Origin of the sequence: Bacillus sp. FSL H8-0545, from assembly GCF_038006105.1 — a bacterium.
Lineage (GTDB): Bacteria > Bacillota > Bacilli > Bacillales > Bacillaceae_G > Bacillus_A > Bacillus_A cereus_U.
Genome location: NZ_JBBOUO010000001.1, coordinates 2326750 through 2341374, shown reverse-complemented (window position 1 = coordinate 2341374; position 14625 = coordinate 2326750). Strand labels below are relative to the sequence as shown.

The following is a 14625-nucleotide window of genomic DNA, read 5'->3' as shown; positions in this document are numbered from 1 at the left end:
CTAATCGTTATTTTTTCTTCTGACGGAATAATTCAATTGTTTTATAGCCTTGTGAAAGGATTTCAATCATTTTCTCAAGACGTTTTTCACGTGTTTTTTCTTGTTTTACAGAAAATAAATTTCGTGCCCAATCTTTTTGATAGCCAGGAGTTAAACTTTGATAAAATTTAAGTTCAGTCGGATGATTAGCCAATAATGCTTCCACATCTTGAATACGATCTGCATAATCAGCAACACATTGACTTGCAGCAGGCGTTTTCTTCACTTTTTTCTTTTCACGCTTTAAACCAACAACAGTAAAAACGTCATCCATACTTACCATTCGCGCAAATTTAATCTCACTATTTCCCACATATCCATCTTCTCCAACATTTAACGCTGGAAACATTTCATCACGATGAATAAAAGTACTGTAACGAGCATTACCTTTTTTCGGATATGCAAAAAACACATAACCTTTCTCAAGTAACAACTCTTCATTTTTAATAATGAAATTTGTATGCTCTACCATCTCATCAAGCGTTTCTACAAAAATAAAAACAGCATCATGCTCTTTAGAAAATGTAGTTGGTTTATCTCCAAACACTTCATAATCGTTCGGTTCGTTAATAACCACCATATTCGTATACTTATTAAGTTTCAATTTATCGATGACTGACATAATAATCTTCCTCTACATTCAATATTCATTTTATATATTTTTTATACTGTTCTAGTGTATTATATCTATTAAGAAAATCAAACTTTAAATTGAGAACGGAATCTACTTGGCTCGAAATAACAAAATAGCCGATTCCAAATAGGAGTCGGCTATTCACTTTTTCATAGTTCAATATTAAAAAGTGAATGTAATAGTTCTCTATATTGATTCCCTGTAATTTCACGCTTACTTTTTTCTCCGTAAATAATTTCAGTTAAACTAGTATTCGTTAAGGAAACATGACCAGAATCGGTCAACTTTACTGCAATCGACCCTTTATTGAAAATAGACTTCTCATCTTCTATCACCTTTTTTTGAACCTCATTTACAATTGACTCATCAATAACATGATTATAAAAAGCATGACAGACTTTCCACTCTTCATCAACATCCATTCTTTCTAAAACATAGTTTCCTTTGCTTGTATCTTTCCGTCTCACACGGTACATGCCGTTTTTAGAAGAAACCGGTTGCCCAGAAAACGGAACTAGAACAAGAGGTACCAACGAAGCAATCCCTACATCAATTAAATAGGTTTCATTATCAAAATTTATATTAATAGTAATATGTCCGTCCTCAAGTGCCCATGCATTAATATCATTTTTATAAACTGTTCCTAATGCTAGCTGAGCATTAAAACCACAGTCTTTTAAAAAATAGTAGAAAAGAGTATTTAATTCATAACAAAGCCCGCCACGCGAACTTGTTAATATTTTCTTCTGTAAGTTCTCTTTTGAAATTTCATTTGTATTACCTACTATAACATCTAAATTCTCAAACGGTATTGTATGCGCAAATGCAAAGAGTATTGTACTTAATTCTTCAAATTTTACTTCAGTACGTTTTTCAAGGTTCAATCTTGTAAAAAGTTGATGTTGTAAACTTGTCATATTCAGCACCCCTTAAAAATTATAAGTTAAACTAATATATGCTGATTGTAAATTTTATGAGGTACTGTATCCATGTACATTTACAATTACTGTACCGGTACAAATTTTGAAAACATCTTTGTATCAGAATACAAATAAGAGACACCATAACGGATGCCTCTTTCGAAATACACTTTATATCATTTACTTCAATGAGCTTAACTTTTCAATTGCTTGTTGTTCAGTTGCTAAATAAAAAATATCATTTCCATTATTACATTCATAAATGAGGTCTTTTAAGCTTTCACTAGCGTACATAGAAAAATCCCCAACGATAGCAATCTTTACCTTGTAATTTATAAACTTTTGAAGAATTTCACCCGCAAGACCTGTTTTTAAGTCAAAGAAACTTTCACTTATTAATGATTTATGGATAATAATACGCTTTGAATCTACTTCATATTGAACTGTCGCCAAAAGATCTAATGCAGATTGAACATCAGATATTACTAACGTATCGTTTCTTACGACAGCAATATTTATTCCGCCGGTTACTATTTTTTCTAATTCCATAGTCTCACTCCTCTATAATTTACACATCATGTAGTAAACATGCTTTGCAGCTCTTCATATTGATCATGGCTCAAAATTCCCTCTATACCATTTAGCCCTTACTTGAGTGATACGTATTACATCATGAAAATGGATTCTTTTATCTTAACTACAAATATAAATATAGTTTTATACTTCTCATACGGTCAATGAAATTAAGGATAATCTATCTTTTAAATATTTTTGAAAATTCATCTCTCCAAATTGTTTTTACTTGTTATAAAAATATTGTGGAGTGACATAACTTAACAAACTATCCAAGGTATTAATCTCGGCATATGGTTTTATTTCGGTAGTATTCGTGATCATATGAGGGTTAAACCATATGCCCTTTATATTTACATTTTGACAACCAGCAATATCCTTTTCTAAGTCATCTCCAACAAATAGTACATCTTCTGGTTGCACATTTAGCTTCTTTAATGCGAATTCAAATATGCGTTTGTCAGGTTTACTAAATCCCGTTTCTTCAGAAATAATGATTGTATCAAAATGACGATTCAAATTCGTGTTAATTATTTTAGCTTTTTGTCTCTGAGTTGATCCATTTGTTATAATTCCAACTTTAACATGCAACTTTATAGTATTTATAATATTAATAGTACTTTGGTTTATAGAAAAACATTTAGGAAAATTATTATTCCAAAAATCTTGAATGCTATTGCGTGGTAATCTATATTTCGATGGGAATTCATTAAAAAATGATTCCAAAACCATTACTTTATCACTGTGACCATAGCTTTTTTTATCATATTCTTTGAATTTCTGTAACATAATGTTTTTTACTGCATGTTGCTTAACATCCTCATAAAACTTCTCTAAAATAATGGAGAACAATTTATCTACTGCCATATCCCTATCAAGTAACGTATCATCTAAATCAAATAGCATTGCTTTATAACCCCTCAAATCATTTCACAACCTTTCTCACATTATATAAATACCCCCACTTTAAACTTTTGGTTTAGCCGGAGAATTGTTATGTAGGTGATTAACGATTAAACAGAAACTAGATAAAAAAACTCCAAAGTTTGTGGTACGCGCTCTACTATTTCGGTAGCTTTTTTATTGAAATTCATTTCCTATTTCCCCTTCTGGTAAAGAAGCGAAAATATATTTTCATACAATTTAAGAAATTACATGTATTTTACATTATTATACATTAGTTTTTTGTAAATATTAATCGCTCATCTTTTTATACGATGAGTATTTTTTTAAGCATACAATTATTTATCCGTAAAAAAGTAATGTGGCTATTAATACTTATTAGTTGATAACACACAATCTTGAACGTAGAGCTAACAAGATATACGTCCTATTCATCTCCACATAAACTCCAGATAGTAAGGCTATAATGACTACCAGAGGTGATATTATGAAAAACTATCATATTCTCGTGGTAGAAGACGATCAAGAAATTCAGGAATTAATTAAACAATTTTTAATGACACAACAGTATACAGTGGTAGTCGCATCAGATGGATTAGAGGGTATGACACAATTTAATAAGCAATCCTTTGATTTAATTCTTCTAGATGTAATGATGCCCAATCTTAATGGATTTGAAGTATCCAAGATGATTCGAAGTCAGTCAAACGTACCAATTATTATGCTAACTGCGTTAGAAGAGGAAGAAGATCAAATGAAAGGGTTTGATCTTGGAATCGATGATTATATAACAAAACCCTTTTCGTTTCATGTTTTGATTAGACGAGTCGAAGCTGTACTTAGAAGAAGTTATGATAAAAATGTAAATAATCATTTGGTATTTAAAGAAATGCGTATCGATGTTGATGCATATAGAGTATATGTAAATGACGTTGAAATTTTATTAACGACAAAAGAATTTGAAATTCTACAACTACTATTTCAAAATGAGAGAAAAGTACTCACAAGAGAAAATATCGTAGAAAAAGTTTGGGGGTACGATTATTTTGGAGAAACACGAATAATTGATACACATATTAAAAACCTACGTAAAAAGTTAGCTATCCCTTATATTAAAACAATAAAGGGTATTGGTTATAAAATTGATGAATAGTATTGTGAAAATCATGAAGATGAAGCAAATTACTTATAAACTCTTTATGACTACCTCTCTCATTTTGTTATCCTTTGCAGTATTAATTTATTTAACTTTATACTTCTTTCTCCCTACGTTTTATGAGCAATACAAAACAGATCAACTTCAAACAGGGATAAAAGAAATAATTGATAAGTCTAAAGATCTTACGTTTCAAGATGCGATACCACTTTTTGATGAATACGCAAAGAAAAATAATGCGATGCTTTATCTTCAAAATAATGAGGGAATAATTAAATACTCTCCTTCATTTTCTTTTACTCAAAGTGGTTCGCAAACAACAGTAGTTACTAGAGCGACACGGTTCGAGAATGCAGGTACCCTTAGCAATTCATATAACGTTACGCAACCAATTCAATTCCAAGATGGTAGTTTAACGCTTATAGTCTTTGCTACATTTCAACCAATTGATGAAGCTTCACAGGTTTTAGTACGCTTTCTCCCCTATATTAGTATCATTGTACTCGTAATTGGTGTAGGGAGTGCTTATTTCTATTCCAGGTTTATTACAAAACCACTTATTTATATTAATGAAGGTGCACAAAAGATGGCAAATTTAGATTTCTCTGAAAAAATTGAGGTTCGCTCTACAGATGAGTTAGGAGAATTATCTAATAGTTTGAATGACATGTCTATTAACTTACAACAAGCTATGTTTGATTTAAAAAAAGCAAATCAACAATTAAAAAATGATATTGAAAAAGAACGAGAAATAGAAACAAAACGCAGAGAGTTTTTTGCGATTGTAGCACATGAATTAAAGACCCCTCTTACTGTAATGAAAGGATACTTAGAAGGGATGATATACAATATTGGCCCTTATCAAAATCGTGATCAATATTTAAAGAAAAATCATCAAATTATTGAAAGTATGGAACAATTAGTTCGTGAAATTTTAAGCATGTCCAAATTAGAACAACACACCTTTAAACTAAAAGTAGAAGAAGTTAATCTTTCGAAGTTAATAGATACAATCACAAAAGATCTCGAATTTTTTGCTTCTCAAAAAAGCATCCAAATAATAAAAGAAATTGATTCTGATCTTTCTGTTTATACAGATCGTGTTCTTTTTGAAAAAACATGTAAAAATATTATCCATAATGCGGTTATGTATTCACCACATAATGAAAAAGTCTATATAAAGTTAAGTGAGGATTCTAAACAAGGTCAAATCAAAATGCAAATTATAAATACAGGTGTCAATATTAAAGAAGAGGATATACAACAAATTTTCAAACCATTTTATCGAATTGAAAAATCAAGGAATCGAAATACTGGAGGAAGTGGTTTAGGTTTATATATTGTTAAACAAATTTTCGAAACGCTAGATATAAAATATTCTATAAAAAATATGGAACATAGTGTACAATTTTGCATGAACATTCCATTATCTAAACAAACAACAAACAAACTCCCCTCTTAGTAGGACGAGTTTGTTTGTTTTTGTAGTAAGTATAAACTTATTAAGAATCAATAGGGTGACTTTTCGTTTTTTTAAGCTCCTTATTTTTACCATCCAACTTATGTTACATAGATCGTGGACAAACTAAAAGCTACAATCAGATATTTGTGATACTCCATTTTTTAGTACCGGTATTTTTCGAGTTACTTTTTAAGCAATATTGGGATTAGCTTTTTTACCAATCCACATACCTAAGCCCACCATGCCAAGCCAACAGCAAATTGCTAACATAAACATCAATCGTTGTACGGATAACCCTTCAATCTGCATTTGACCCTTCCCAACAATTGTTTGGAAAAGTTGTGACCATTCGACATCGTAAAACACCCCTACTCCCACAATCACAATCAATATAAAAAATTGTAAAAATATATTCCCCATATTTCTCCATGTTGTGTAAATGAGTAAAGAAAGCTCTCTATGTGTAGCATTCACCATATATACTTTCATATTATTTTGAGAAGAAATACTATTGATGGCATAGCTCCCAAATGTAACGCTAAGGACTATAAATAGTGGAGAATAAAACCCGAATATCATGATTAAAGTACATACTAAAAACAAATGGATTGGATTAACTTTCTTAGCAGCTTTGATATCTAAAAATATGGACATCAAAATCCCTAATAGGTATGGGCCAACTACAATGAAAATACAGGTTAACATGTTATAGAAAGTAAAACTATAAAAAATACCTATCAAAAATAAATATCCATTTCCTAATCCAAGTAAAAATGATTCTGCCTTTAATCGGATTGGTAAAGAAGATGAAAGTTTATGAAAGAACTTTCCTTTCAACAAACTCAAAAACATGAAACAAATAAGCGCTATAGAGAGTAGAAAAAAACAGAAAATATATTGTTCATTATTTATGTTACGACTTGTTCGTATCAAAAGAATAAGCATTGAGACAAAAAGAAACTTTCCTACTACCGATACGATGGAGATAGGTAAAAACCCTTTGGCTAACTCCGTTCTCGGCATCATTTTTATAGCAAAAAGGATACTGATTAAACAAATCCCATATATGCATGTTATCAGCGGCGGCGATAGAAAACTAATCGCTAACAATACGCTTATTAGTAAAAGAAAAACGATACCAATAATAATCGCTTGTTGATTTTTATTATAAATCTTTCCCCCGCCTTCCACATGTAGAAACAATAAAGTACTCGTCATGGTAGAAATTGTACTAACTGCAAAACCAGAAACTAACGCACTTATTTCTAGCCATCTTGAACTCCATCCAAAGAAAGTAACACTAAGTAATGATACTATCAGAATAGAAACAGCCCAATATAAGGAGCGGTGAATCCCAGCCTTATTCACAATAGGTATCCAGATAAACACACCCGTCATATAAGTTGTATAAAACAAGATTGATGGCCAGTATCCCTCAAAGCCTTTCGAAATCTGTAATCCATAAACAATGTAAATAAGCATGGGTGTGAAAATAGTCGTTATTAGTAGACTAAATGTAGTTATACTTTGCACCACAAATCTTTTTTGTTTTGTCGTATGTATCTTATAACACCTCACTTAAAATGAAATCAGTAGTTGTTATTACCTATTCTATCCGAAACGAGGTTGTTATATATGCGCCATCCAATTGATATTCCCGTTACGAGGGAAACTCAATCTAAATCCACATAAAATTAAGTAGAGTTCAAAAAAGGAGGATTTTGTGATTCTTATAAAATTAATGGATATATTCAAAACCTTAATCATAAATGGAACAAATGTGTTACTTAGATTGTCTATTACGTATAAAAAAGGTGTTTTTGGTAGTTCTCTCATTTTGTAATGCAAGAAATACAAGAGGAGTGCTATCCTGTACATTTGTTAATTGTATCGGCATGTAAAATACCTATACAAAATCCATAAATTCTTGAAAGAGGTTGAAAATGTATGATAGTTTCAAAGAAGTTTTTTCACATTTCGCATTATAAAAAGATGTTACCTGCAGTATTACTTTCATGTGTAACGCTTATAGGTTGTTCCAATAGTAATATTCAATCCGAACCACCGAAACAAACCAAACAAGAAAATACAAGTAATCATTCTTTTGTAAAGCTGGAAAAAGAATATGATGCTAAACTTGGTATTTATGCATTGGACACAGGTACGAATCAAACTGTTACTTATCGTTCAGATGAACGGTTTGCATACGCATCTACCCACAAAGCCCTTGCTGTTGGAGCACTGTTACAAAAGAAATCAATAGAAGATTTAGATCAAAGAATTAAATATACTAGCAAAGATCTTGTGAATTACAATCCAATTACTGAAAAATATGTAGATACAGGTATGACTCTGAAAGAGCTTGCGGATGCTTCCATTCGATATAGCGATAATACTGCACAAAATCTTATTCTTAAACAATTAGGTGGGCCAAGTGAATTCAAAAAAACACTGAGAGAAATAGGAGATACTGTCACAAATCCTGAACGTTTTGAACCAGAATTAAACGAAGTGCAACCAGGAGACACTCATGATACTAGTACCCCAAAGGCATTGGCTACTAGTCTTCAAACATACGCGCTAGGTGATATACTTTCAACTGAGAAACAGAACTTTTTAATAGATTTGATGAAAAGAAATACTACGGGGGACAACTTAATTCGTGCTGGAGTTCCAGGAGAATGGGAAGTAGCCGATAAGACTGGATCTGGGTCTTATGGAACAAGGAATGATATCGCAATCATTTGGCCACCAAATAAAAAGCCAATTATTCTTGCGATACTTTCTAATCATGCTAAAGAGGATGCGAAACACGATGATAAACTTATTGCAGACGCAACCAAAATAGTGTTAGATGCTTTAAAAGTAACGAATAAATAATAATAGTCATGAATGTAAGCTGCTCCTACTTTACGGCACATATAGTTTGAAAGACATATACGTATCTATACGCTAAGAAGTATTATTGAATGTATTTAAATTATTCAATACCAAATAATAAGCATCTCTTGTTAAAAGGTTTACTATGTTTTAAATGAGCAAATACTTTAGTATATATAGCTTTTGAGTAATCAAATTTTAGTTTTTTGAAATTTAGTATGCAGCACTGGAAAACAGATTAACTCACTATAATTGTCGAATATTCTATGCTTAGTTATCTTCAGGCTGATCTATACACAATCGTTCTAGAAGGGTGATGATATTATGTATGAACAACAAAATAATAGGGATAGAGATCAAAAAATGATGTTTTTTATGCAAGGAGTTCCCACAAACAATGTTAACATGAATCAATTACCTAAATGGATTAGAATTTTCGGCTATTGTGCGTTTGGTTGGATGATAGTATTTAGTTTAATTATGATTGTAGGTTTAATTCTTCAATAACTATACAGATAATCAGTTGAACGGGCCAGTATTTAGATCATACATCTAGGTAATGTTCCGTTTTTCATATGTGATTCCTCAATGATATAGTTAACCGATCATAACAAAAAGAACCTGTAGAAAATCCTACAAGTTCTTTTTCAAATATTGTTAAAAAGGGAACAACAAACTATCTTAACATTCAAAGCAGGGAGACCATTTTGATTATGGCTTGGCTTTATTATATATCAAATAAAAACATTTGAAGAAACTGATTTTCGAAAATTATGTGAATTAAAAAGTTAGGGTGTTTATATTAGATTTCGTTTACTACCAACTTCTTCTTACTTAAATAAACTGCACGATCTGATTTTTTAGCAACTTCCTGTGAGTGCGTCACAACAATAATACATTTATTTTCTTTATGTGCAAGTTCTTGAAACAGTTCTATTATATCCATTGCCGTTTCTTCGTCGAGGTTTCCTGTTGGCTCATCCGCAATAAGTAAATCAACATTACAAGATAACGCTCGAGCAATTGCTACACGCTGTTGTTGCCCGCCACTTAGTTGCAGAACGTTACGTTTCGCTTCTACTTCTGTGAGTCCTACCTTCTCTAATAATTCTAATGCCCTTGCCTTTTTATTTTGCACTTTAACACCTGTAATTTCCATTGCTGTTAGGACGTTTTGAAGAGCAGTCATATAGGTAATCAAATTATAAGATTGGAAAATTACAGATACATTTTGATTACGGTATCGATCCAAACCAATTTTTCGAATATCTTTACCATTATACAGTACATAACCATTTTTAGGGACATCCAGTCCACAACCTAAGCTCAGAGTTGTGGTTTTACCAGATCCAGATGGTCCTAAAATCGTGTAGAAATGCCCTTTTTGAAAAGAAAAATTAACATTATCTAGTATCGCTACATTTTTCCCATTACTTTCATAATAATAGTCCACATTTTTAAATTGTAAAATCGTTTCCATATCGAGCCTCCTTATTCATCTTTTAAAAGAATTTGTTTTGGATTTAAACGTAGAATAGATAATGCTGGAAGAAGCGTTGCTAATATAGCAATAGCTAGTCCAATCCCCCCCATTTTTCCTACATCTGCTCCTGTTACACTTACATCAATTTTATCAATCGGCTCTTCTTTTTGGTCTTGTAGACTACCACCAGGTCCAGCCACCATTACACTACCATTTTGTGGGGTGTCTGTTTCTTCGCTTGCTGTAGCAATTTCACTCGAAAGTAAATTATCCCCTATGTATTGAGAAACTTTAGCTCCTGTTGTTACGGATAATCCAAATGCTAAAATAGCAATACATACTACTTCTACTACGAACTGCGCCATCAGTTTCCATTTTTTCTCTCCAATGGACAATAAAATCCCCATTTCCTTACGACGTGCTTTAATCGATAACATAATGATTAATCCTAAGATAATCGCACCTGCAATAGATACCATATAGATAATCATTTGAGAAGTAGAAGCGATATTTTCGATAGGCCTAATCATTTGTTTGTATAATGAATCATGTGCATCTAACTTAAAATAATTAAAATCAATATCAGATTTTTTTGCTTCTTTTTTAAATGCATCAATGTCTTGTGGATCGTTCAATAAGTACACAACTTGAATACTACTACGAGTACCTTCATCTGTTTCTAATTTTTTTAAAGTAGAGTGAGGCATATATAGTTTATTAGCTGGATTCATCATAGGAGGGGGATTTTGCCCCATTGGTTGCTCATTCGTTTCGTAAATACCGATAATTTCAATTTCAAGAGTTTCCTTCTTATCCCCTGATTGAACTTTAACTTTATCTCCTACTTTCAAGTTGTTTAATTCCGCTAATCGTTTTTCCATTAAAGCTACATTCTGATCTTTCATCTGTTCTGTAATTGGTTTCCCATCAATGATTTTACTTTTTCCATTCTTAAAGCTTTCTTGTAATGCAGTTTTGCGAACTCCCTCAATCATAAAAGAAGAATTCATATCTATTTCTGTACCGGAGCCTGAACCGCCTCGTACAGCCGTCATTCCCGCCTTACCTTTTCCTTCTTCTTCTCCTTCTGAAGCTCCTACTAGTTTAAGTCCGTCAGAAATTCCGAGAGTGCTAGTTATGTAATTATAGTCTTTTACATACTTTGACTTCGCTAATTGATCTGCTTCTTTTGTATTAAGCTTCGGTGGATTAGGCATCTCTCCAGTTTCCCTAGCTTGTTGACCTAATTTGTCAAAATCAAGACTTAAAGTAACATCTGCACCGAGTTTTTTTCTTGCTGCATCAGCAGCTTTTTTTGATGCATTTTGGATTGTGAATCCTGCCAACACTAAATTTGTAACAATTAGGAAAACTGCCATCAAAATTAATGATGTTCCTACTCTTTTTTTCATACTGAGAATTGCTCGTTTCATAAAGTTCATTTTTTCTTACCTCCTTGATAACTTGTATTCTATATAGGTTATCTAGAGTCTATATGGAGCTAATCGGTAGTTTATCTAGAGATATAAGGAGTTTATGTGTAGTTATTCATTGACCTGGTCAAGAAAGACCGGAACACATATTCAAAAACGTAATCGTTTTTGAATATTGGCAAGGAAGTTATGGCTTTAGATAGCATTGAATGAGAGCATACAAATCCATGCTTATTACGTAATTTCTATACAACAAATAAAAACCACCCTATTTGAATGGTTCTATGTGTGCTTGTTAAATATGAAAATTCATTAAAGAATATGGAGGTTTATTGAAGTTGGTCGGATTTTCTAATAATAATATTGCGTTAAAAAGCCTAAATTATAATTTTATAAGTTAGGCTTTTATGCTATCTATAAGAAAAAGTTATAGAGACTCATAATATTTTATAATTTAACCTTTTGTATTTAAACAAGTAAAATAAAAGTAACAAGTGCATACATTAAGGAGGTTTTTTGATAGTGATAGAAACTATAACATTTAGGATTGCAACGGCAGATGATTTAGATGAAATTGTAAAAATGCTTGCTGATGATGTTTTAGGAAATAAAAGAGAGCGCTATGAAACACCACTCCCTGATAGTTATATAAGAGCATTTCATGCTATTGATTGTGATCCAAATAACGAGTTGATTGTAGCGTGTGATGGGACGGAGATTGTCGGTATTCAACAAATTACATTTACGCCTTACATTGTACGTCAAGGGGGTTGGAGAGCTACAATTGAGGGTGTACGGACAGCCTCATCAAAACGTGGTAAAGGTATAGGAAGTAAACTTATTAAATGGGCTATTCAACGTGCTAAATTACGGGGATGTCATTTAGTACAGTTAACAACAGATAAAGAACGACAAGAAGCTTTACACTTTTATAAGAAATTAGGTTTTAAAGATTCTCATGAAGGATTAAAACTCTTTCTCTAATGAATATAGCTATTTATATACCAAAAAGACGTATATTGTAAGGTTAATTAACTATAGGCTTCGAAAATTATGGTAACTATCACTGTATTAAATATACAAATTGACACATTGTCTTTCATATAAATTACGTCACTTCAAAAGGTGTACCTTTTGATACGAAAATAAGCAGGTTAATGTTCTCTTATATGAATGAGAATATTAACTTGCTTTTTAGATTTTAGTATAAATTATTTATGGTTTTATTTTATTGCTAGCTTTATAATATAATATACAAATTTATTACCTATTTTTGTAATTTAAGCACCTAATATTAGGAAAAGAGAATATTTTATAATTAATTTACAGCATAAATAAAACATAAATTTTGTCTATGTTTTAAACAATATGTATTTTGGAGGAGGTTAATTTGATTTTTTCAAAACTCATTGATCGATACGCCTTGTATGATTTGCACAAAAAAAGAAGTGTAGAGTTTCAGTATACTTCTCTTTCTAACACCTCACTAGATATAAAGGACATAGAATTTTTTTATAAAGTAAAACCATCTGATATTCATTTTAACATTAAGCATTCAAAACAGGAAAAGGAATACATGGTTGGACAATTCAAATATAAAAGCTCGGTTCAATCTGGTGATTCACGCAACGACTCTGTAACTGGGGAATTATTTTTACATAAAAATGCAGATGCACCTCATGTCATCTTTGTTCATGGTTGGAGAATGGATTCTAACGAACGTGTAAAAAAAATATTTCACGACCATATGACCAACTTGAAGTGGAATATGTATTATTTCACTCTACCCTATCATTTTGAAAGAAAACCCAACCAATCCTTATTCAGTGGAGAGTACATGGTAAGTGCCAATATTGAACGAACTGTACAAGCCACTAGACAAGCGGTAGCTGATTTACGAGCTTTGATTAAATGGATTAAAGCAAATAATAATGGCCCCTTGATTTTAATAGGAATCAGTTTAGGTGGGGTTATTACTAACCTAACAGCTCTTGTTGAATCAGAGATTGATGTATTAGCATCCATTTTCTACGCAAATCGACTTTCTTATTCAATTTGGAAGACAAATCCAGGTAGATTTATTAGAGAAGACTTGGAACACCATGGTGTAACGTATGATGAATTAATAGATTATTGGAAAATCACTGAACCGAGTCAAGCGTTACCAAAAGTAAAAAAAGAAAATATTTTATTAATTTCAGGTAAGCACGATCTATATGTGCACTCTGAGGATACGGACTATTTGTGGGAATCCTGGGAAAGACCTACAAGATATATTTATACATGTGGACATGCCGGGATTGTTCTTAAACGTAAAAAAATTGCAACTGATACTATCAATTTTATTCAGAATCGATTGAACTCCCCTCACTTACCCAAAGATATGCCTTAAAGTGAGAGATTACTAAGTATAGAATCTTATACTTGTAATCTTTCATTTTATACCAAGTTCATTTCATATGGAAAAGGGTTACTCATCATTTTCACCAGTGGCTTATTTTTATGAAAAGAAATTATTGTTGTTTACCCTTCTTATGCAATATTACATATAAAATTCTTTATTTGTTCTGTTATAATTTAAAGAGTAAATTATTCATCCATTAATTTACACTATCCATATCTACAGTTATGGATACCCTAATTACACATAAAAAAGAGAAGAACCTTGGTGAGTTCTTCTCTTTTTTTTTATTTTTTTAAGATTACTATCCAAAGTAATTATTGCAATTACTTTAAGCTGGCTTTTGAATTATAAATTCTGATTTTCATACTTCTTCATGAGTCTAGATAAGAAAAAAGAATCTACTCCTTTTCTAGCCAAATAAAAGGAATTTTTTTAAACAGTTATTTTAATTTGTACTGTTCTCCTATATTAATGCCTGCCCATGAGTATTTCCCTGAATTATATATTAAGGAATGAAAATGTATTAATCCTTTCCGAGTATGAATTCGAACAGGTATCCCTTGCAATATGTCATTAAAATAAAACGGATCACCTCTTGGTTCAATTAGAAAACTAAGTGTAAATAACTACAACGACATGAAAACACTTTACTCCTAAATCAACCACTTGTATTACTGGCTGCATGAAACTCCTTCTTGAGAAAGGTTTTAATTTCCGAATATTCTGTTGACTACTAAG

Annotated in this window: 13 protein-coding genes; 6 read left to right on the top strand and 7 right to left on the bottom strand. The window is 31.6% G+C overall.

Going from position 1 to position 14625, the window contains the following annotated elements; genetic code table 11:
• Positions 1-7: 7 nt before the first annotated feature.
• From MHI07_RS12160 to MHI07_RS12145, 4 genes are all read right to left on the bottom strand, one after another.
• Positions 8-661, bottom strand: a complete 654-nt coding sequence (locus tag MHI07_RS12160; protein ID WP_199659446.1) for a YdeI/OmpD-associated family protein — start codon at positions 659-661, stop codon at positions 8-10.
• A gap of 161 nt (positions 662-822) precedes the next feature.
• Positions 823-1590, bottom strand: a complete 768-nt coding sequence (locus tag MHI07_RS12155) for an arylamine N-acetyltransferase family protein (protein WP_340824005.1) — start codon at positions 1588-1590, stop codon at positions 823-825.
• Positions 1591-1773: 183 nt separating this feature from the next.
• Complete coding sequence (locus MHI07_RS12150; protein WP_215581852.1) at positions 1774-2142, bottom strand: DUF4180 domain-containing protein; 369 nt, start codon at positions 2140-2142, stop codon at positions 1774-1776.
• Positions 2143-2391: 249 nt separating this feature from the next.
• Positions 2392-3072 carry an HAD family hydrolase gene (locus MHI07_RS12145; RefSeq protein ID WP_340824003.1) on the bottom strand — a complete coding sequence of 227 codons (681 nt, stop codon included), beginning with the start codon at positions 3070-3072 and terminating at the stop codon, positions 2392-2394.
• A gap of 484 nt (positions 3073-3556) precedes the next feature.
• On the opposite strand from MHI07_RS12145, the gene MHI07_RS12140 reads away from it, so the two are divergent.
• Both MHI07_RS12140 and MHI07_RS12135 read left to right on the top strand, forming a co-directional pair.
• On the top strand, positions 3557-4222 hold the full coding sequence (locus MHI07_RS12140; protein WP_340824002.1) for a response regulator transcription factor: 666 nt from the start codon (positions 3557-3559) through the stop codon (positions 4220-4222).
• On the top strand, positions 4215-5687 hold the full coding sequence (locus tag MHI07_RS12135) for a sensor histidine kinase (RefSeq protein WP_215581849.1): 1473 nt from the start codon (positions 4215-4217) through the stop codon (positions 5685-5687). Before MHI07_RS12140 ends, MHI07_RS12135 begins: the two co-directional genes overlap by 8 nt.
• Before the next feature lie 189 nt (positions 5688-5876).
• Here the strand turns inward: MHI07_RS12135 and MHI07_RS12130 are convergent, their stop codons facing one another.
• Positions 5877-7169 carry a hypothetical protein gene (locus MHI07_RS12130; RefSeq protein WP_340826898.1) on the bottom strand — a complete coding sequence of 431 codons (1293 nt, stop codon included), beginning with the start codon at positions 7167-7169 and terminating at the stop codon, positions 5877-5879.
• Between the two features lie 465 nt (positions 7170-7634).
• On the opposite strand from MHI07_RS12130, the gene bla reads away from it, so the two are divergent.
• Together bla and MHI07_RS12120 are read left to right on the top strand one after the other, a co-directional pair.
• The gene (gene bla / locus MHI07_RS12125) at positions 7635-8567 is read left to right on the top strand and encodes a class A beta-lactamase (RefSeq protein WP_002161656.1); all 933 of its coding nucleotides are present in this window, start codon (positions 7635-7637) and stop codon (positions 8565-8567) included.
• Between the two features lie 324 nt (positions 8568-8891).
• Positions 8892-9074, top strand: coding sequence for a hypothetical protein (locus tag MHI07_RS12120; protein ID WP_002161657.1), 183 nt, complete (start codon positions 8892-8894; stop codon positions 9072-9074).
• Between the two features lie 295 nt (positions 9075-9369).
• Here the strand turns inward: MHI07_RS12120 and MHI07_RS12115 are convergent, their stop codons facing one another.
• Together MHI07_RS12115 and MHI07_RS12110 are read right to left on the bottom strand one after the other, a co-directional pair.
• On the bottom strand, positions 9370-10047 hold the full coding sequence (locus MHI07_RS12115; RefSeq protein ID WP_002161658.1) for an ABC transporter ATP-binding protein: 678 nt from the start codon (positions 10045-10047) through the stop codon (positions 9370-9372).
• A gap of 11 nt (positions 10048-10058) precedes the next feature.
• Positions 10059-11492 carry an ABC transporter permease gene (locus MHI07_RS12110; protein ID WP_340823998.1) on the bottom strand — a complete coding sequence of 478 codons (1434 nt, stop codon included), beginning with the start codon at positions 11490-11492 and terminating at the stop codon, positions 10059-10061.
• A 513-nt stretch (positions 11493-12005) separates the two neighbouring features.
• Here MHI07_RS12110 and MHI07_RS12105 point away from each other — a divergent pair.
• Positions 12006-12467 carry a GNAT family N-acetyltransferase gene (locus MHI07_RS12105; RefSeq protein WP_002013294.1) on the top strand — a complete coding sequence of 154 codons (462 nt, stop codon included), beginning with the start codon at positions 12006-12008 and terminating at the stop codon, positions 12465-12467.
• Between the two features lie 406 nt (positions 12468-12873).
• Positions 12874-13875 (top strand): alpha/beta hydrolase, encoded by a 1002-nt coding sequence (locus tag MHI07_RS12100; protein ID WP_340823994.1) that lies wholly within the window; start codon positions 12874-12876, stop codon positions 13873-13875.
• Positions 13876-14625: the final 750 nt, after the last annotated feature.